Raw genomic sequence first — 18805 nt, forward strand, 5'->3', positions numbered from 1 at the left:
TGCGATAGCTGCGGCACAGGCGAAATCTCTGTCGCCTGACCCACCGCTTTCGCAGCCTCGCCAAAGCTCGACAGCTCCCACAGGGGATTGGGTTTGCAGGTTGGTGCAGGTGTACACCGTTCAAAATGTGGGAGCTGGCTTGCCTGCGATAGCTGCGGCACAGGCGAAATCTCTGTCGCCTGACCCACCGCTTTCGCAGCCTCGCCAAAGCTCAACATCTCCCACAGGGGATCGGCGCAAGGCTTAGGACTTGAACCGCCCCACCAACCCATTCAACTCATCCGACAGGTTCGACAACCGACCCGAGTCGTCCTGTGCCGAGTTGGCCAGGCTTTCCACCAGTCGCGCTTCGTCGTAGATCTGTTGGATATGCCGGTTGATCTCTTCGGCCACGCTGTGTTGTTCCTCGGCGGCGGCCGAGATCTGCAGGTTCTGGTCGCGGATTTCGTTGACCGACAATTGGATGCCCTCGAAGCTGTCCCGCGCGCTTTCGATGGACGACACGCTGGCGCGCGACAGGTCCAGGCAGCTGCCCATTTTCTGGGTGACTTCCTGGGTCTTGGTTTCCAGGGTGCCGAGCAGGTTTTCGATCTCGCCGGTGGAGTCCGATGTGCGCTTGGCCAGGGCCCGTACTTCGTCGGCCACCACGGCAAACCCACGGCCTTGATCGCCGGCCCGGGCGGCTTCGATGGCGGCGTTGAGGGCCAGCAGGTTGGTCTGCTCGGCAATCGCGCGGATGGTGCCGAGGATCTGGTTGATGCTGCGGCTGCCGGCTTCCAGCTCGACCATGGCCTGGGACGATTCGGTCAGGCGGCGGCCCAGGCGGTTGACGTTGTCGGTGGTCACTTCGATCTGCTGTTTGCCTTCGGCGACGCGGCGATGGCCGTTCTCGGCTGACTCGGCCGCGCCGCTGCACGAGCGGGCGACTTCGTTGGCCGTGGCGACCATCTCGTTGAACGCCGTAGAGACCAATTCCACCGCCTCGCGTTGGCGCCCCGCAGCATCGTTCATATTGTTCGCCACTTCACTGTTGACCCGTGAGGCATCCTGCAGGTTGGCCGAGGCGGCGCCGATGTGCTGGATCAGCTGGCGGATCGCCGCGAGAAATTTGTTGAACCAGCCGGCCAGTTCGGCGGTTTCGTCCTTGCCTTGGACATGCAGCTCGTGGCGCAAATCGCCCTCACCCTGGGCGATGGACTGCAAGCCGGTGCTGACCTGGCCAATGGGTTTGACGATGACCTTGGAGAACGCCGCCGCCACCAGCCCGAAGATCAGCACCAGCACCGCGACGATCGCGCTGGTGAGGTAGGTCATACGCGTGGCCTCGGCCATCACTTCGTTGTATTCGATCAGGCCGACATACCGCCAGCCCAGGCCGGGCGAGGTCCAGATATTGGCCATGTAGCGCACGCCATTGATCGTCACCTCGGTGGAACCCTGGGCGGTGTTGGCCAATTGTGCGTAGGGTTCGCCGAGGTCTTTGAGGGGCTTGAAGTTGTGCGCGTTGTCGCGCGGGTCCACCAGCACCACGCCGTCTTCGATCAGCATCACGTAGCCGCTTTCGCCAAGCTTGATGCTCTTGACCAGCTCGGTAAGGTTCTTCAGCGAAACGCTGACCACAAATACGCCCTTGGCCTTGCCGGTGTTGTCCAGCAACGCGCGCGCGGTGCCCACCAGTGCCACATCGTCTTTGTCGTAGTAATACGCCGGGGTGCGCACGGTCTTGCCGGGGCTGGCCATTGCCGCCTTGTACCAAGGGCGCGTGCGCGGGTCATATTTGGCCAGTTGCGGGTCATCGGGCCACTTGGCGTAGGTGCCGTCTTCCAGGCCGATGGACAGGATCGCAGCGGCGGGGTGGGTCGCGCCGTAACGCGCAAAGTGCTCGATCACCTGTTGTGCCTCGGCCGGCATCGGTTGGCTGGCGGCGTTGGCGGGTTGGTAATCCTTGAGCGTGTTCACGGAAGTGTATACAGGATCGGCGGACAATTGATCGACGTTCTGCGTCGTGCCGTCGAAAAACTGCCGGATGTTGCCATCGATCTGGCGTATTTCCCGGGTGCTACCATCGATGAATTGGTCGACCGCCTGGGTCCGCGTGTTCATGACGGAGATCACCGCAACCAGGCTGACCGGGATAAAAGCGACAGAAACGAAAGCAAGGACCAGCTTATTTTTTATTTTCATCGAGACGACCATCAGCGGGGAGGGCGGCCAAATCGCCGCGTCTGGGTGGGAGGCGGCGATTTGCTATCACTGCTATGTCGGCCTGTAGGTCGAGAATCTTTAGCGGTTTTTTGTCTACAAGTCTGATCGCGTATTGTCTTAACGTGGTTTTGCCTGTTTTCCGGGCAGTCGTGCCGGGTAAGATGCCGCCTGCACTTCATCTTGATCAAGGACATGACATGGCGCTCATCACGGAACGCGTAGAACTGGCTCGCAACGGGGCCAATGACAAGGTTATCTGCCGCATGGCCTCAGGCTGGGCGGTGATGGGCGATGTGCAATTTCTGCCGGGGTACTGTCTGTTGTTGCCCGACCCGGTGGTGGCCAGCCTCAACGACCTGGACGCTGAAGCCCGCGCCACATACTTGCTGGACATGGCGCGCCTCGGCGACGCCGTGCTGCAAGCCACCGATGCCTTGCGCATGAACTACGAGATCCTCGGCAATTCCGAGCCGGAACTGCATTGCCATATTTTCCCGCGTTACGCCTCGGAGCCCGACGACAAGCGGCGGATGCCTGCCTGGTTTTACGACTGGAAAAACGCGCCGCCTTACACCGAGGCCGTGCACGGGCCACTGCGCAAGGCGCTGGCGCAGTTGTTAGAGGCACCGACCCATGCGTGAGCGCAAGGCTTCGCGCTTGCTGGTGATCAGCCCCGCCAACGAGGTGCTGCTGTTTCGCTTTGTGCACAAGGACGGCGCATTGGCCGGGCAAAACTACTGGGCCACACCCGGCGGCGGTGTTGAAGAGGGCGAGACCTTCGAAGCCGCCGCGATACGTGAACTGCGCGAAGAAACCGGCCTTGTGTGCGACAGCGTTGGCGCCTGCGTGGCCGACCGGCGCGTTACCTTGATGCTGCCCTGTGGCGAAACGGTGCTGGCCATCGAGCACTATTTTGTCGTGCATGCGCCCAGCACGGCGCTGTCAAAAGCCGAGTGGACCCTGGCAGAAACCCAGGTCATGGCCGATCACCATTGGTGGTCCGCCAGCGACCTGAGAACCACCCGCGACACGGTCTGGCCGGAAGCGCTGCTCCAGATGCTGCAAGACGCAGGCATCTGACACCACTCAGCGCGTGTAGCCCGGCAAGAGTCGAAACGCCTCGGCGACACGGGTTGGATTCGGCAACGCGAGCACTCGGCGGTACAGCTCCTGGTGGGCTTGGCACACCTACGCAGGCGCGTGTTGGGTCGGCTGCCGATAGGCGTCGTAGGTGCCGGGTTCTGCGTGGGTGAACACACGGTTCAGATCGGCCCGGGCCTGGGCGGTCGGGGTAACGTCACCCGTGACCTCGACGGCCGCCTTGACCAGTTCACGTTGGCTGTTCCGTCTGTCCGTGAACAGCGTCAGCAAGGTTGCTGGCAGTGCGCTGTAACCCCCGGGGTAGACGCCGCTGAGGTAGAACGTGCAGACCTGCTCGTCGCCTTGCCCCACGGCGTTCACGAGCGCCGCCTGGGCTTGCCAGAACCGCAACAGTTGCGGGGCAGGGGCCTTGCGCAGGGCTTCCTGGATCAGCCAGGTGTCGTGATCGCGCGTGAGCTTATCGAATGCGGTAAAGGTTGAGGCCTTATCCAGGGCTTTTTGTGCCTTGGCCTTTTCCACCTCGTACTGCGCAGGCGCGTCTTCGGCCAGGGTCTTGAGCTGGAAATACTTGCGCAGGTGGGCGTCCAGTTGTCCCGGTTCCCGCAGCCTCGCCAGGCGTGCATCGGTGAAGTCGCGGGCATCTGCGGTGGCGGTAATGATGTGTTCGCGCTTGAGCTCAGTGATGTCGGGAAACCACATGTCTTCACGACCGGTCGCCAGCACCTTGTCGACGAACTGTCTCGACGCGCCGTGTTTGAGCAGGGCGTCACGATACTGCTCGACGACGGCCGCCGATGCTTCGCCCGATTCGAACAGCGTCGCGGCATGAAAGCCCAGCTTGCCTTCAGCGCCCAGCAAGCGCTGCTTGCCGGACATGAACACCAACGCGCAGGCACTCACGCACTCGTGGTTGGTATAGGTGTTCAGGCCCTTGTCTTCGATGAGTCGCGCAATGGCCCGCGCTTCGCCGAACAGGCCGCCGGGGCTGTCCAGTTGGATTGTGGTGACGTTGGGGTGGTCCGCCACTGCCTGGGCGAAGGCTGAAAAGCTGCCGGGCGCGATGCCGCCGTTGAACTCTAGCTCGGTGTCGTTGAACGCGCTGATTCGGTAGGAGGGCAAAGCACTGGGGTCCATGGCCAGGCGCAACGCTGCCTTGAACGCAGGCACCACATCGAACAACGAGTAAGCCGTCTGCACCGCGCCGACGATCACCAGTACGCGCACCACGGTGACCCAGCGCGACTTGCCGCCGCGCTGGCGGTGGTGCCGCGCCGAACGCCACACACCCACCCCTTGCCAGAGCGTGACGGCCAGCGCGCCGGCCATGAACGGCACGCCCATCAGCAGCAAGCCGGTGGGGCTTGGCGGGTTGCGCACCAGCAGGAAGTACAGCGGCGATGTCGCCAGCAGGCACACCAGGCTGAGCAATACTTCGTTGATCCAGAATGAGTGGGCCAGCGAGAACTCGCCGCGCCAGTGGCGGATCAAGTAGTTGCGCGGTGAAGGGGCGACGGCTTCACTCATGATCGGTACCGATGGTCACGGTCAGGCCGGCCTGGCGGGCCAATTCGAGGGTGTATTCAACGCGGTCGGCATCCACGATAAACCCGACGTAATCGTCATCGCCTGAGTCCAGGTGCAAGTAGCGTTTGTCGAAACCGGCGAGCCATTGATCGAAGCTCACCAGCACCTCCAGCATCGGCCGGGTGCCGGTGTGTTCGTAGTGGTAGGGCGTTTGCACACCGCTGGCCGCCACCAGGCACGGCGCCTGGTATTCAAACACGTCGAAGCCACGCCAATCGACGCCGAGCAAGGCAAGGTCGGCGAGCTTCTGGCCTCTGGAGGTGTCGAGCAAACCTTCGGTCAATGCACTGGCGGGGTCTTGATCGACGGCATATTTACGCAGGACGCGACGCACGAGCCTCGCGCTTTCTGCCTCGGGCACTCGCGCCAGAAGGGTTTCGGTGAACACCTTGAGCGCCTGTTTTTGCGCGACAGATTCGGGCGAGCGCATCTCGCGCATGATTGCCGCATGGCTGGCGTTTGTTTCATCGGGGGGCGGCATAGTGAAGCGGCCACCGAACAACCGATCTAAAAAGCCCATCGCATTCCCTCGCTGTAGACCTGCTGCGAAAGGCGCGACCATAGCGTTTTTTTCACGGGCTGGCCAACCGGCAGCACGGTTTGCCGTTACACTGCGCGCCCAAAATTCAGCAAGGAAGCGCTGAATGCGCACGCGCGTTCACGCAAGGAAGGTAAATCATGAAGATGAAGCAGTGGTTCAAATCGTGGGAATGGGGTGTGCTTTTTTGCGTGATGGTTGCGATTGTTTTGTACGGGGCAACCGTGTCCATCAGTCAGCAGCCGCTGACCACAGGTGGCTTTATGTGCGTGGTCGCCGTCCTTCTGTTCGGCCTGCTCCTGGATATGAAGACCCTGCGCGTTCGTAAAGGGATATTGATGATAGGTCTGGGCGTGATTACGTCGATGGCCTACAAGTTTGGCGTCGCGGAGTACATGAAGTGTGCGCTTGAACTGACTCATGAACCCGGCACGTGCACCGACTCTGTGCCGCCTTTTGTATTCATCACCGCCAATACCATCGAGACCGTGATCCTGCTGATATCCATCGCATGCGGCGGTGTCGGCGGCAGCATCCTGGCCGCCCATGGCGATGTCACTGCAACGGATGCCAAAAGCGCAGCACCGGCAAATCCCGGCGATATTCAAACTTTGCTTGAGTCGATCGATAGCAAACTGGACCGCCAGAACGCCAAGCTGAACCTGGTCTGTGCTGGTGCATTCGGGGTACTGCTGCTGGTGATCGTGCGCGTGTTTTCCTGAGCGCAGCGCATTAGCCCGGCGTAAGCGTCAGCAGCGTGGCGCCCTGTAAAAGGGCGCGTGAAGGGAAGGGATCAGCGATTGAAGCGGGCGACCAAGGCGTATTGGGTGGCGGCGGTATTGGTCAGTTCTTTGCTCAAGTCGGTGGACTGATGAGCCTGGATTGACGTCTGGTCAGCCAGCCCGGCAATGGTGGTGATATTGCGGCTGATTTCCTCGGCCACTGCGCTCTGCTCCTCGGTGGCGGCGGCGATTTGCGTGGTCATGTCAGTGATGTGCGACACCGCTTCGCTGATGCCGACGAGTGCCTGGTCCGCCTCCAGCACCCACGCCACGCCTTCCTGGGCTTGGCGCTGGCCGTTTTCCATGCTGTGTACGGCATTGTTGGAGGACGCTTGCAATTGCGTGATCAACGCATGGATCTGCGTGGTGGATTGTGAGGTGCGTTGGGCCAGTTGGCGCACTTCGTCGGCCACCACCGCAAAGCCACGGCCCATGTCGCCGGCGCGGGCTGCTTCGATGGCGGCGTTGAGGGCCAGCAGGTTGGTTTGATCGGCAATGCCTTTGATCACGTCCACCACGCTGCCGATTTCGTCGCTGTCGCGGGCCAGTTGGGCGACGGTCACCCCGGTTTCGCCGACCACAGCGGACAGGCGCTCGATGGCTTCCCGGGTATCACGTGCCACCTCGCGGCCGCGTCCGGTCAGGGCGTTGGCTTGCTGGGTGGCATCGGCGGTGCGCTGCACGTGGCTGGCGACTTCCTGGGTGGTGGCGGCCATCTGGTTGACGGCTGCCGAGACTTGTTCGGTTTCTACGCGCTGACGGTCCAGGCCTTGGGCGCTGGCGCTGGCCAACTGGTCGGATTGGCCGGCGAGGGCGCTGAGTTGTTCGGCGCTGTCCTGCAGGCGCGTGAGGCAGGTTTTCAGGCGAGCGGCCTGGCTGAGGAACGCGGTTTCCAGGCGCCCTTGGGGGCCACGGGCGTCGCTGTACATCTGCGCGATCAAGGCGTCCGACGTCGAAGGCTCCACACCGCGCAGCAAGCGCAAGGTGCTGCCTTGGCGCAGGCGCGCGCAAAGCACACCGACCGGTATCGCCACAGCGACGGCCACGGCCAGGGCGATAGGTGCACTGAGGAACAGGCCCGCCAGGCTCCCGGCTACGCCGGTTGCCACGTAGGGCACGCAGTTCAGCGCCGCTGGCAGCCACGCGTCCTGGCGTGGCACGCCGGGTTTGCCGGCGCTGATACGCCGGTACAGCGCTTGGGCGCGCCGGATCTCATCGGCGCTGGGCTTGACCCGTACCGACTCGAAACCGACCACCGTGCTGCCGTCGAAGATCGGTGTGACATAGGCGTTGACCCAATAGTGGTCGCCGGTCTTGGAGCGGTTCTTGACGATGCCCATCCACGGCAGGCCCTGCTTGAGCGCACTCCACATGTGCGCGAAAACCGCGGGTGGCACGTCGGGGTGACGCACGATATTTTGCGGTGCGCCGATCAGGTCGGCACGTTCAAAACCGCTGATTTCAACAAAGGCGTCGTTGCAATAGGTGATCACACCTCTAACGTCGGTGGCGGAAATAAGTTTTTGCTGAGGCGCGAGTGAAATCTCGCGCTGTGTTACTGGCTGGTTGTTGCGCATTCCGACTACTCCCTGGTTGCACTCAGCCAATCGGCCTCAGCTGGGAAAAGATTAATCTACATTGGCTATTTCGCCAGCCATTGGTCAAAAGCCTGAAACTTCCCGAGGAAAAACCTCATAATGGCGGCCATTTTTGTTTAGCCGTTATTCTGGTGTGCCCGCATGGAAATCAAGGTCAACTTTCTCGACAACCTTCGACTTGAAGCCAAGTTCGACGACTTCACGGTTATTGCCGACCAGCCCATTCGCTACAAAGGCGATGGTTCGGCACCGGGGCCGTTCGATTACTTCCTGGCTTCGTCGGCGTTGTGTGCGGCGTACTTCGTGAAGTTGTATTGCTCCACCCGCGATATCCCCACGGACAATATTCGCCTGTCACAGAACAACATCGTTGACCCGGAAAACCGCTATAACCAGATCTTCAAGATCCAGGTCGAATTGCCGGCGGACATCTCCGAGAAAGATCGCCAGGGCATCCTGCGTTCCATTGACCGTTGCACCGTGAAGAAAGTGGTGCAGGCCGGTCCTGAGTTCATCATCGAAGAAGTGGAAAACCTCGACGCCGATGCCCAGGCCTTGTTGATGCCCAACTCCACTTCCGCAGCGGGCACCTACATCGCGGGCAAGGACCTGCCGCTGGAGCAGACCATTGCCAACATGTCGGCGATTCTCGCCGGCCTGGGCATGAAGATTGAAATCGCGTCGTGGCGCAATATCGTGCCCAACGTGTGGTCGCTGCATATCCGCGACGCCCATTCGCCGATGTGCTTTACCAACGGCAAGGGCGCGACCAAGGAAGGCGCATTGGCGTCGGCGTTGGGCGAGTTTATCGAGCGGCTCAACTGCAACTTCTTCTATAACGATCAATTCTGGGGTGAAGAACTGGCCAACGCGCCGTTCGTGCATTACCCGGATGAGCGCTGGTTCCAGCCCGGCCCGCAGGATGAGCTGCCGGCGGAAATCCTCGATGCCTACTGCCTGAAGGTCTACAACCGCGACGGCGAGTTGCGCGGTTCGCACCTGTACGACACCAACTCGGGCAACGAAGCGCGCGGCATCGTGTCGCTGCCGTTCGTGCGCCAGTCCGACGGTGAGGTGGTGTACTTCCCGTCCAACCTGATCGAAAACCTCTACCTCAGCAACGGCATGAGCGCTGGCAACACCCTGGCAGAAGCCCAGGTGCAATGCCTGTCGGAGATCTTCGAGCGGGCGGTGAAGCGCGAAATCATCGAAGGCGAATTCGCCCTGCCGGATGTCCCGGCCGACGTGCTGGCCAAGTACCCGGGGATCCTCGCCGGTATCCAGGGCCTGGAAGCCCAGGGTTTCCCGGTGTTGGTCAAGGATGCGTCCCTGGGCGGTGAATTCCCGGTGATGTGCGTGACCCTGATGAACCCGCGCACTGGCGGCGTGTTCGCCTCGTTTGGCGCGCACCCAAGCCTGGAAGTAGCGCTGGAGCGCAGCCTTACCGAACTGCTGCAAGGTCGCAGCTTCGAAGGCTTGAACGATCTGCCAGCGCCGACCTTCGAAGGCCAGGCAGTGACCGAGCCGAACAACTTCGTCGAGCACTTCATCGATTCCAGCGGTGTGGTGTCGTGGCGTTTTTTCAGCGCGCAGTCGGACTATGAGTTTGTCGAATGGGACTTCTCCGGCGAAGGCGCAGACTCCAACGCCCAGGAAGCCGCGACCCTGTTTGGCATTCTGGAAGGCATGGGCAAAGAGTCCTATATGGCGCTGTACGAACACCTCGGCGCCACCGCCTGCCGCATCCTCGTGCCGGACTACTCGGAAATCTATCCGGTGGATGACCTGATCTGGGACAACACCAACAAGGCGCTGTTTTTCCGTGCCGACATCCTCAACCTGCACAGCCTTGACGATGCCGAACTCAACGCCTTGGTCGAGCGCTTGATCGAAAGCGAGTTGGACGACTACACCGACATCACCACCTTGATCGGCATCGAGTTCGACGACAACACGGCCTGGGGCCAGTTGACCATCCTCGAATTGAAGCTGCTGATCTTCCTCGCTTTGCAGCAACATGAGGAAGCCAAGGAGTGCGTGGAGATGTTCCTGCAATACAACGACAACACCGCCGATCGCGGCCTGTTCTACCAGGCGATGAATGCGGTGCTGGAGATGGAACTGGACGACGACCTGGAACTGGCGGATTACGAAGCCAACTTCCGCCGGATGTTTGGCAATGAACGGATGGACGCGGTGATTGGTTCGGTCAATGGCAGTGTGCGGTTCCATGGCTTGACGCCGACCAGCATGAAGCTGGAGGGGTTGGATCGGCATCAGCGCTTGATTGAGAGCTACAAGAAGCTGCATGCGGCGCGGGCTAACATTACCTCTGCCTGACGCAATTCTCCCTGCGGATGCGGTCTAGTGTGGGAGCGGGCTTGCTCGCGAATGCGGTGTGTCAGTCAAAGATAGGTTCACTGACCCACCGCTTTCGCGAGCAAGCCCGCTCCCACATTTTTGATCGGCGCCTACCGTTAGATATGTGTCAGGGCCCGCGCCAAGTCCGCTCGCAAATCCTCCACATCCTCAACCCCCACCGACAACCGCACCAACCCATCGCCAATCCCGAGCTGCGCGCGGGTGGCGGCGGGGATGCTCGCATGGGTCATGATCGCCGGGTGCTCGATCAGGCTTTCCACGCCTCCCAGGCTTTCGGCCAGGGCGAAAATCTTCACGTTTTCCAGGAAGCGCGTTGCGCCCGCCAGATCACTGTTCAAATCCACCGAAATCATCCCGCCAAACCCACGCATTTGTCGGCGGGCCAGTGCGTGCTGTGGGTGGGAAACCAGGCCGGGGTAGTAAACCCGCGAGACTTGCGGCTGTTGCTCCAGCCAGGTAGCCAGGTCGAGTGCGTTGCTGCAATGGCGCTCCATGCGCAGGGCCAGGGTTTTCACGCCGCGCAGGGTAAGGAAGGCGTCGAACGGCCCGGCGATGGCGCCCACCGAGTTCTGCAGGAAGCCCACGCGTTCCGCCAGTTCGGGGTTGTCGCCAACCACGGCAATGCCGCCGATCACATCCGAGTGGCCGTTGAGGTACTTGGTGGTGGAATGCACCACCACGTCGAACCCCAACTCCAGCGGCCGCTGAATCCACGGACTGGCGAAGGTGTTGTCGGCCACGCAGATAATCCCCCGCGCCCGGCAGATACGCGCGATGGCGCTGAGGTCGGTGAGGCTGAGCAACGGGTTGCTGGGCGTCTCGACCCAGACCATGCGCGTATCGTCCTGCAAGGCGGCTTCGAACGCCGACACATCGCTTAAATCCACAAAGCTGAAACGGTGCCCGGCGCTGCGTTGGCGCACCTTGTCGAACAGGCGGAAGGTGCCGCCATACAAGTCATTGCCGGAGACGATGTGGGCGCCGGCGTCCAGCAACTCCAGCACCGTGGAAATCGCGGCCAGCCCGGAGGCGAAGGCAAACGCCTGGGTGCCACCTTCCAGGTCCGCCACACAACGCTCCAGGGCAAACCGCGTGGGGTTGTGGGAGCGCCCGTAATCGAAGCCCTTGTGCACGCCGGGGCTGTCTTGCAGGTAGGTCGAGTTGGCGTAGATCGGCGGCATCAGCGCGCCCGTGGTCGGGTCGGGGCTTTGCCCGGCGTGGATCACACGGGTGGCAAACGCGCTTTTATCGGGCGTGCTCATGCAAGGGTTCTCCGTAGATGGTTGAGCAGATCGACGCGGGTGATCAGGCCATGAAAGCCGGAGGCGTCGGCAATGATTGCCACCAGGCCACGATCCAGTTCTTCCTGGAGTTCGGCGAGGCTGGCACTGGGGGCCAGGGTTTCAAGGCGACCGGTCATGGCGCTGGCAACCACCATGCCGAAATGCGCAGCGTCATGGTGTATGCCCAGCAGGATGTCGGATTCGTCGATCACGCCCACCAGTTCACGGCCGTCCACCAGCACCGGCAGTTGCGAGACATCCGCCAGGCGCATGCGCTGGAAGGCGGTGAGCAAGGTGTCATCGGGGCTTACGCTGATCACGCGGCCGTCTTCGAAGCGGCGCGCGATCAGGTCGCGCAGGTCGCCGTAGTGTTTGTATTGCAGCAGGCCGGCGTCGTTCATCCATTGGTCGTTGTAGACCTTCGACAGGTAGCGCGTGCCGGTATCGCAGACAAAGGTGACCACGCGCTTGGGCGAGGTCTGTTCGCGGCAGTAGCGCAAGGCGGCGGCGAACAGGGTGCCGGTGGACGAGCCGCCGAGAATGCCTTCGGCCTTGAGCAGTTGGCGGGCGTGGTCGAAGCTTTCTTCATCGCTGATGGAATAGGCGTGGCGCACGCTGGACAGGTCGGCAATCGAAGGGATGAAGTCTTCGCCAATGCCTTCCACGGCCCACGAACCGGGTGTTGGCAGGGTACCACTGCGGCTGTATTCAGCCATCACAGAGCCCACCGGATCGGCCAGTACCATTTCCAGTTCCGGTTGCACGCGCTTGAAGAAGCGGGTCAGGCCGGTGAGGGTGCCGGCCGAGCCGACGCCCACCACGATCGCGTCCAGGTCGTGCTCCGTTTGCGCCCAGATTTCCGGGGCGGTGCTGGTCTCGTGGGCCAGGGGGTTGGCGGGGTTGTTGAACTGGTCGGCGAAGAATGAACCGGCAATGCCTTTGGCCAGGCGCGCGGCGACGTCCTGGTAATACTCGGGATGGCCCTTGCCCACATCTGAGCGGGTGATATGCACCTCGGCGCCCATGGCCTTGAGGTGAAGCACCTTTTCCGTGGACATCTTGTCGGGCACCACCAGCACCACGCGGTAGCCCTTGGCCCGGCCCACCAGTGCCAGGCCCAGGCCGGTGTTGCCGGCGGTGGCCTCAATGATGGTGCCACCGGGGCGCAGGCGGCCGTCGTGTTCGGCAGCGTCGATCATGGCCAGGCCAATGCGGTCCTTGATCGAGCCGCCTGGGTTTTGGGATTCAAGCTTGAGAAACAGTGTGCAGGGGCCGGTGTCGAAGCGACTGACCCGAACCAGCGGCGTGTTGCCGATCAGGTCGAGCACGGCGGGGCGGGACAGGCTGGGCATGGTGTCACCTGTTACGGGAATCGTAGGTGGGACAACAAAGTGCAAGGCATGCCTTGGACCATAGGCCTGGATCGCACGGCTCGCAACCGGGCGGCCCGCCGCGTGTCTGTTTTTGGCGCATTAGCCGGGCAGCTTGCACACCTGCTGCAAGCGCCTGGCCACTGCCTCGCTGGCAGCTTGCATCGGCGCGCGCAATTCGCTGTTGATCAAGCCTTCCAGGGCCAGCGCCGCCTTGACTGGCGCCGGGTTCGGCTCGATAAATATGGTGTTTATCAGTGGCAGCAGTTTGAAGAACGTCCCACGGGCTTCGACCAGCTGGTTATCCCGCACCTGTTGCCACAGCGCCACGAAGTGTTCGGTGTGTACATGGGCCGACGCTGCAATCGCACCGCTGGCGCCCAGGCACAGCGCGTTGAAGATTTGCTGGTCTTCGCCGCACAACACGTCTACCTGGCCGCTGGCCAACAGCGCCAGGGTATTGCCCAGGTTGCCGCCGCAATCCTTGATGGCCTGGATGCGCGGATGGCTGACGATATTCAGCAAGGTCGCCTGCTCGAACGTCACGCCAGTACGGTAGGGAATGTCGTAGAGGATGATCGGCACGCTGGAAGCATCGGCCACCGTGCGGAAAAACGCTTCAAGCCCGGCCTGGGACGGGCGGATATAACTCGGTGCTGGAACCAGCAGGCCGGTGACCGGGCGCTTGAGGATTTCTTCCTGGAACTGCAGCAGTTCAATCTGGTTGTTGCCCGACAAGCCCATCACCACGCGCTGCGCGGGCACCAACTGCAGCACCGCATCCAGCACGGCCAGCTGTTCCTGGCGGCTCAGCGCGGCGGCTTCGCCGGTGGTGGTGCACACCATGATTCCGGCGACGTGCTTTTCCAGCAGGTGGCTGACCAGGCGGCGCAGGCCGATAAAATCAATGGCGCCATCCTGAAACGGCGTGACCACGGGAACCCAGATACCTTGAAACGCTGACATGCACTTTCTCCTGATGATTGACCGATCAAGTCACCGTCAGAAGGGCAGAGGGAATTGTGCAAGGGGGGAGACCGTCGCGCTCAATGTCCTGTCAGCTCATCTGACGGGACAGCGCGCCCCGGTCACATGAGCGACTGTTTCTTCGATTTGAGGGCGTGCGCCACGCAACCTTGCGCCTTGGCAATCGAGCCAATGACGGAAAGGTTAACCAGCGACTTAGTAGACATGAATTGTCACACCCTGAATGAGACGGCCATCTTCAGGGGATGTGAGCGAGTGTGTCAAGCCCAGGCTATGGCGTCTTTAAAAGCGCTCGTCGAGGATGGCTGGCAAGGTGATGTCCTTGACGAAGCTGGCCGAGGACAGGCTCAACGCCATGCGCACCACCTGCACCACATCGTGCACGGGAATCGCGAGGCCCTCACCCCGTTGCGCGGCAAGCTCGCGCGGCGTGCTCAGTGGGTCTTCGGTATTCAGGTAGCCCAGGTTCAGGCACGTCACGCCCAGCCGCTGCTGGCGATAGCCCTCACGCAAGGCGTCGGCGATACCGCGCAGAGCGAATTTGGAGGCACCAAAGGTCACTTCCGGGCGGCCACTTTGCGGCAGGCCGGAGGTCGAGCCGGTGAGGATGATCCTGGGGTTCGCGCTGTTGAGCAGCACCGGCAACAGCCGCTTGATCAGCAACAGCGTCGAGGTGATGTTGCAGGTCACAATGGCTTCGATCTGGCTGTCGTCGTCTGTCAGGAAGTTGTACGCCGGGTCGAAGGCAAACTCTTCCCAGATGCCCAGGTTGTAGATCAGCGTATCCAACCCGCCTTCGGCGACCGCTGCAGCGATGGTCTGCGCGGCTACGGCGGGGTCAGCCAGGTTGGCCTCGACCCAGTGCACGCTGACGCCAGCCTTGTGGTCCAGGTGTGCGGGTTGGCTGCGGGACACGCCGATTAGCGTATCGCCGGGCTCGCCGAGGCCTTCGATGAAGGCTTTGCCCAGGCCTTTGCTGGCGCCGATCACTAGGGTTTTCATGCGTGGTCTCCTTGACCGAAAGGGGGCGGGTTTTGGTTAACGCGCGATTGTGGCGTGGTCACTGCGTGCGAACAACCATAGCGTTAATGCGGGTTTGCACCAAATCTTCCCGTGCTGTTTGACGCAGAGCGGATGTTTATTGCTTGTAGATGCACGGGCTTGAAGCCTAGCATTAGGCCATCACTCCTAAGGACGCTTCAGTGTGCATGGATCGCAAGCCCAACTTAGGCCTTTTGCCAAGGCCCATTCATCACCTTCTTCGCGCCCAGCTTGTTGAGGTGTCGCTCACGCCAATTGTGCAAGTAGCCTTGCACATCTTGGTGAAATGCAAATTACACAAAAGATAAAATTTATGGATGCTCTCGGCGTTGAATCTATTGGGAAACTCTCCACGTTTCTCATCGTTAGTATCGCTAGCCTGCTGGTGTTTGCTGTCGTCTGTGGAGTATGTAAAGTCAGAAAGCATACCGAACCAAGCGATCAAATTATTCTTTACGGTTTAATTACTGGATCGTTCGTGATTATCATGTCGGCCGCGCTTATTTGGGATTCCGCAAACTTTCCCGCATGGCTTCAAGGCATCGGGAGTATTTATGCAATTATCGCGGCGATACTCGTGTCTCGGCATGAAAGTAGAAAGTCCGAAGAGAGAAGCAGGCAAGAACGGGCTGAAGATCACAGGCGTGAAGCGCAAAAGGTCGCTGAAGAACATTTACGTGAAGCTCGACGCGTCGCCGAAGAAAAAATAGAGACGACGAGGGCCATCTATCAAATCGTGCTTCGTGCCTTTATGTGCTTTAGTTTCGTACGTGAAAATGCCTATGACAACAGCCTTGCGAGTAAGGACTTTGGGCCGCAAACCGGAGCGCCGGAGTTAAGGATAAAGGCAGGTAAAGGGTGGATTTCATGGAGTTTTAAAGCTGCGGATATCCGGGTGCAGATTAGACAGCTAGAGGCGTTTGTTGAGCAGTTGGTAAGGATCTCGCCGTTTGAACATAAGGATGCAGTCCTGGCTCTTCATACGTCGGAGTTCTGCGCATCAATCGCCGTTTTTCTTGCCGACTTAAGAACTGGTTGGAATGTGACATCAAAACTACCGGGCCTGGAGGCTGAGCCTGAGGTCGATCCAGTGGTCAAGTATCCTCCTGGTGAGAAAAATGCGACTTATACCGAAACTGAAAAACTGATTGGCCTCAGCGAATATCTCGCACTCGGGATGTTTCATCATTACTTGGATCAGCCAGAATGCAAGCGTATTGAAAAAGCGTTTCTCAGTTGGGAGGCGAGGTCTGAGGTGATTTTCGCCGGCAGTGCAGCGCAACAGTCATCTGACAAGGTCCATAGCTGATATCAGGCCGGTGACGGTGCGTTGAAGTCGAGAGCGTGCATGTGCGCTGGCTTTTCAACCCCAAATAACAGCGCAGTACACAAAACCGCATTCGTCGATGAATGCGGTTTTTTTGTACTGCAAGCGTGTCTCTGTCAGAAACTGTACTTCGCCGTGACCGTAAAGTTGCGCGGGTCGCCGTACACATCGTACGGGCTCCACGTTGAGTTGTTGGCAATCCCCTGATAGTACTTTTTGTCGAACACGTTGTTGATGTTCAGCTGGGTGTCCAGGTGTTTATTGACCTGATAACCCGCCATCAGCCCCACCAAGGCATAGGCCTGCTGCTCGATATGGAAGTTGCCGAACACATTGCGGCCCTTGTTGTAGGTGCTGCTCTGGCTGTAGAGGTTGGCGCCGATCCGCCAGCGGTTCAGCTCGCCCTGCAGGCGATAGGTGGTGTTGGCCTTGAACATATGACGCGGTACATCAGTGTCGAACAGGGTGCCTTCCTTGGCGGCGTCGGCATCTTTTTCGTATTTGGCCTGGGCGAAGGTGTAGCCGGCGCCCACTTGCCAGTTCGGGGTCAGTGCGCCGTTGATCTCCAGCTCCACGCCCTGGCTGCGCACTTTGCCCGCGGCCTCGTAGCACGCGTAGGCGCCGACAGGGATGAATTTGCAGGTTGTGGCGTCCGCCACTTCTGCCGCGCGGTTGAGCTGGTCGATCTGGAACACCGAGGCGCTGGCATTCAGTGCGCCGCCAAAGTATTCGCCCTTGATGCCCACTTCGTAGTTTTCCCCGGTGATGGGCTTGATCCCGCCCCCGTCGCCGTTCTTTTCGGTCTGGGGCTGGAAGATGTCGGTGTAGCTGGCGTACACCGAGTGGTTGTCGTCCAGGTCGTAGATGACACCGGCATACCGGGTGAGGTGGCGTACCTCGCGGGTTTTGCCTGAGGTGTAGTACTGGTCGTTGATCTGGTCGTAGATCGAGGTCGCGTCGTACCAGTCCAGGCGGGCGCCGAGGATGACTTTCAGCGGGTCGGCGAGGTTCCAGCGGGTGGTGACATAGAGCCCTTCCTGATCGACTTTCTCGCTGAGGGTGTAGATGTCCGGCACGCTCGGCCGCGCCAGGCCGCCGGGGTTGAAACGGTTGATGTCGATATTGTTGACGAATACCGTGCCGCCAGCGGCCTCGGTCTTGAGTTGGCGCTTGCTGGCGCCCACCACCAGTTCATGTTGGCGGCCGAGGAGGGCGAAGGGGCCGCTGGCGAAGAAGTCGTAGGTGGACTGGTCGAAGTCGCGGCCCTGGTTGAACACGCGTTGGCGATAGCTGGCGTCGTTGTTACGTTCCAGTACGGCGCCCATCATCTTGAACTCGGACCAGTTTTTCGACGCGCCCAGGTGCAGGCGCCAGTCGTTGTCGAAGCGCTGATCGAGCTCGACGAACAGGGTCTTGTTGTCGATGTCCTGGTGTGACCAGCTGTAGCCGAAGGTCTTCGAGCGCGAAAAGCCCATGTGGCTGCCATTGGGGTTCACCGGCAAGCCGCCCCAGTTGATGTTGTTATTGTCGTTCTGCTCGGAGGCACCAACGGTCAGGGTGGTGCTGTCGCTCAGGTCGAACTCGCTGACGCCGTAGAACACGCCGCGTTCGCGGCCGGCGTAATCCTGATAGCTGTCCTTGTCGTTGTAGGCGCCGACAAAACGGCCACGCAGGGTACCGCTGTCGTTGACCGGGCCGCCAACGTCCAGCTCGCTGCGGTAGTTGTCCCAACTGCCAGCGCTGGCGGTGATGCTCGCCTGGAAAGCCTGGGTCGGACGCTTGCGCACCATGTTGATGGCGGCCGAGGGGTTGCCGGCGCCTTGCATCATGCCGGTGGCGCCGCGCACCACTTCGACACGGTCGTACGGGGCCAGGTCGGCGGTGGCGACCCAGTCGGCGTTGTAGGTGGTGGGCAGGCCGTCGAACATCAGGTTGGTGATGGGGAAACCCCGGGCGAAGAATTCGCTGTTGGCCGGGCGCGCGGCGGCCAAGCGCAGCCCGGGTGTGGCCTGGACCACATCGTCGAGGCTGCGCATACCTTGGTCGTCCATGCGTTGACGGGTAATCACGGTGACCGACTGCGGCGTTTCCCGCAGGGACAATGGCAGCTTGGTCGAGGTCTGCATGGCGCCGGTGGTGTAGGAGCCGCTGTTTTCAGTCGTAGCCCCGAGGTTCAGGCCGCTGATGTTGGTGGCGCCCAACTCAAGCGCTCCTGAATCGCCGCCGCGCGGTACCAGCAGGTAGTTGCCGCTGGCGCTGCGCACCACGCTCAGGCCGCTGTCGTCCAGCAGGCGGCTGAGACCATCCTGTACCTCGTAGTCCCCGCGCAGCGCCGGCGCGCGTTTGCCTTGCACCAACGCCGGGTCGAAGGGCAGGGTGATCCCGGCCGCCTGGGCAAAACGGTTGAGCGATTCTTCCAGTGGCCCGGCGGCCAATTCGTAATGACGGCTGTCAGCCTGCGCGGCCTGCACCGCAACACTGGCCAGTAGAATGCCCTGGAGGGCAAGTGCAAGGGCACTGCGCGGCAGTGGCCGAGGGGAAATCACAGCAGAGGACATGAACGACGAGCTCCTTTCGAATCACAGGGTATGTTCTGTTTGTCGAAGG

Annotated in this window: 13 protein-coding genes and 3 pseudogenes; 5 read left to right on the top strand and 11 right to left on the bottom strand. The window is 61.0% G+C overall.

Translation table 11 applies throughout. From position 1 onward, the window contains the following. Positions 1 to 243: 243 nt before the first annotated feature. Complete coding sequence (locus ACZRMO_RS08125) at positions 244 to 1011, bottom strand: methyl-accepting chemotaxis protein (RefSeq protein ID WP_463972841.1); 768 nt, start codon at positions 1009 to 1011, stop codon at positions 244 to 246. A gap of 135 nt (positions 1012 to 1146) precedes the next feature. Then, positions 1147 to 2196: pseudogene (locus ACZRMO_RS08130) on the bottom strand (cache domain-containing protein); the annotation flags it as partial. Positions 2197 to 2402: 206 nt separating this feature from the next. On the opposite strand from ACZRMO_RS08130, the gene ACZRMO_RS08135 reads away from it, so the two are divergent. Both ACZRMO_RS08135 and ACZRMO_RS08140 read left to right on the top strand, forming a co-directional pair. Then, complete coding sequence (locus ACZRMO_RS08135; RefSeq protein WP_463972498.1) at positions 2403 to 2846, top strand: HIT family protein; 444 nt, start codon at positions 2403 to 2405, stop codon at positions 2844 to 2846. Further along, a complete protein-coding gene (locus tag ACZRMO_RS08140; RefSeq protein ID WP_463972499.1) occupies positions 2839 to 3285 on the top strand; it encodes an NUDIX hydrolase in 447 nt (148 codons plus the stop codon). Before ACZRMO_RS08135 ends, ACZRMO_RS08140 begins: the two co-directional genes overlap by 8 nt. A gap of 108 nt (positions 3286 to 3393) precedes the next feature. On the opposite strand, the gene ACZRMO_RS08145 is transcribed toward ACZRMO_RS08140, so the two are convergent. Together ACZRMO_RS08145 and ACZRMO_RS08150 are read right to left on the bottom strand one after the other, a co-directional pair. Next, positions 3394 to 4830: a COG3904 family protein gene (locus tag ACZRMO_RS08145; RefSeq protein ID WP_463972500.1), complete on the bottom strand. Its 1437-nt coding sequence runs from the start codon at positions 4828 to 4830 to the stop codon at positions 3394 to 3396. Continuing rightward, a complete protein-coding gene (locus tag ACZRMO_RS08150) occupies positions 4823 to 5410 on the bottom strand; it encodes a DUF6630 family protein (protein ID WP_463972501.1) in 588 nt (195 codons plus the stop codon). Before ACZRMO_RS08150 ends, ACZRMO_RS08145 begins: the two co-directional genes overlap by 8 nt. 158 nt (positions 5411 to 5568) lie before the next feature. On the opposite strand from ACZRMO_RS08150, the gene ACZRMO_RS08155 reads away from it, so the two are divergent. Beyond that, positions 5569 to 6150, top strand: a complete 582-nt coding sequence (locus ACZRMO_RS08155; RefSeq protein ID WP_463972502.1) for a hypothetical protein — start codon at positions 5569 to 5571, stop codon at positions 6148 to 6150. A gap of 71 nt (positions 6151 to 6221) precedes the next feature. On the opposite strand, the pseudogene ACZRMO_RS08160 reads toward ACZRMO_RS08155, so the two are convergent. Both ACZRMO_RS08160 and ACZRMO_RS08165 read right to left on the bottom strand, forming a co-directional pair. Next, positions 6222 to 7166, bottom strand: a pseudogene (locus tag ACZRMO_RS08160) (methyl-accepting chemotaxis protein); the annotation flags it as partial. Positions 7167 to 7514: 348 nt separating this feature from the next. Beyond that, positions 7515 to 7787 (bottom strand): annotated as a pseudogene (locus ACZRMO_RS08165) (PAS domain-containing protein); the annotation flags it as partial. Between the two features lie 162 nt (positions 7788 to 7949). On the opposite strand from ACZRMO_RS08165, the gene ACZRMO_RS08170 reads away from it, so the two are divergent. Then, positions 7950 to 10148, top strand: a complete 2199-nt coding sequence (locus ACZRMO_RS08170) for an OsmC domain/YcaO domain-containing protein (protein WP_463972503.1) — start codon at positions 7950 to 7952, stop codon at positions 10146 to 10148. 137 nt (positions 10149 to 10285) lie between these two features. Here ACZRMO_RS08170 and ACZRMO_RS08175 read toward each other — a convergent pair whose 3' ends face one another. From ACZRMO_RS08175 to ACZRMO_RS08190, 4 genes are all read right to left on the bottom strand, one after another. After that, entirely contained in the window at positions 10286 to 11452 is a 1167-nt protein-coding gene (locus tag ACZRMO_RS08175; protein ID WP_463972504.1) for a cystathionine gamma-synthase, read from the bottom strand. Continuing rightward, the gene (locus ACZRMO_RS08180; protein ID WP_463972505.1) at positions 11449 to 12825 is read right to left on the bottom strand and encodes a pyridoxal-phosphate dependent enzyme; all 1377 of its coding nucleotides are present in this window, start codon (positions 12823 to 12825) and stop codon (positions 11449 to 11451) included. Before ACZRMO_RS08180 ends, ACZRMO_RS08175 begins: the two co-directional genes overlap by 4 nt. A 120-nt stretch (positions 12826 to 12945) precedes the next feature. Next, entirely contained in the window at positions 12946 to 13809 is an 864-nt protein-coding gene (gene dapA / locus ACZRMO_RS08185; protein WP_463972506.1) for a 4-hydroxy-tetrahydrodipicolinate synthase, read from the bottom strand. 303 nt (positions 13810 to 14112) lie between these two features. Then, positions 14113 to 14832, bottom strand: a complete 720-nt coding sequence (locus tag ACZRMO_RS08190) for an SDR family NAD(P)-dependent oxidoreductase (protein ID WP_463972507.1) — start codon at positions 14830 to 14832, stop codon at positions 14113 to 14115. Between the two features lie 352 nt (positions 14833 to 15184). Between ACZRMO_RS08190 and ACZRMO_RS08195 the strand changes: the two genes are divergently transcribed. Further along, positions 15185 to 16180: a hypothetical protein gene (locus ACZRMO_RS08195; protein ID WP_463972508.1), complete on the top strand. Its 996-nt coding sequence runs from the start codon at positions 15185 to 15187 to the stop codon at positions 16178 to 16180. Positions 16181 to 16314: 134 nt separating this feature from the next. Here ACZRMO_RS08195 and ACZRMO_RS08200 read toward each other — a convergent pair whose 3' ends face one another. Continuing rightward, positions 16315 to 18756 carry a TonB-dependent siderophore receptor gene (locus ACZRMO_RS08200; RefSeq protein ID WP_463972509.1) on the bottom strand — a complete coding sequence of 814 codons (2442 nt, stop codon included), beginning with the start codon at positions 18754 to 18756 and terminating at the stop codon, positions 16315 to 16317. Positions 18757 to 18805: the final 49 nt, after the last annotated feature.

The organism is Pseudomonas sp. B611 (assembly GCF_055407965.1).

Coding starts and splice junctions, on each gene's coding strand:
- ACZRMO_RS08125 (WP_463972841.1), bottom strand. CDS start 1,011: ATGAACGATGCTGCGGGGCGCCAACGCGAGGCGGTGGAATTGGTCTCT.
- ACZRMO_RS08135 (WP_463972498.1), top strand. CDS start 2,403: ATGGCGCTCATCACGGAACGCGTAGAACTGGCTCGCAACGGGGCCAAT.
- ACZRMO_RS08140 (WP_463972499.1), top strand. CDS start 2,839: ATGCGTGAGCGCAAGGCTTCGCGCTTGCTGGTGATCAGCCCCGCCAAC.
- ACZRMO_RS08145 (WP_463972500.1), bottom strand. CDS start 4,830: ATGAGTGAAGCCGTCGCCCCTTCACCGCGCAACTACTTGATCCGCCAC.
- ACZRMO_RS08150 (WP_463972501.1), bottom strand. CDS start 5,410: ATGGGCTTTTTAGATCGGTTGTTCGGTGGCCGCTTCACTATGCCGCCC.
- ACZRMO_RS08155 (WP_463972502.1), top strand. CDS start 5,569: ATGAAGATGAAGCAGTGGTTCAAATCGTGGGAATGGGGTGTGCTTTTT.
- ACZRMO_RS08170 (WP_463972503.1), top strand. CDS start 7,950: ATGGAAATCAAGGTCAACTTTCTCGACAACCTTCGACTTGAAGCCAAG.
- ACZRMO_RS08175 (WP_463972504.1), bottom strand. CDS start 11,452: ATGAGCACGCCCGATAAAAGCGCGTTTGCCACCCGTGTGATCCACGCC.
- ACZRMO_RS08180 (WP_463972505.1), bottom strand. CDS start 12,825: ATGCCCAGCCTGTCCCGCCCCGCCGTGCTCGACCTGATCGGCAACACG.
- dapA (WP_463972506.1), bottom strand. CDS start 13,809: ATGTCAGCGTTTCAAGGTATCTGGGTTCCCGTGGTCACGCCGTTTCAG.
- ACZRMO_RS08190 (WP_463972507.1), bottom strand. CDS start 14,832: ATGAAAACCCTAGTGATCGGCGCCAGCAAAGGCCTGGGCAAAGCCTTC.
- ACZRMO_RS08195 (WP_463972508.1), top strand. CDS start 15,185: ATGGATGCTCTCGGCGTTGAATCTATTGGGAAACTCTCCACGTTTCTC.
- ACZRMO_RS08200 (WP_463972509.1), bottom strand. CDS start 18,756: ATGTCCTCTGCTGTGATTTCCCCTCGGCCACTGCCGCGCAGTGCCCTT.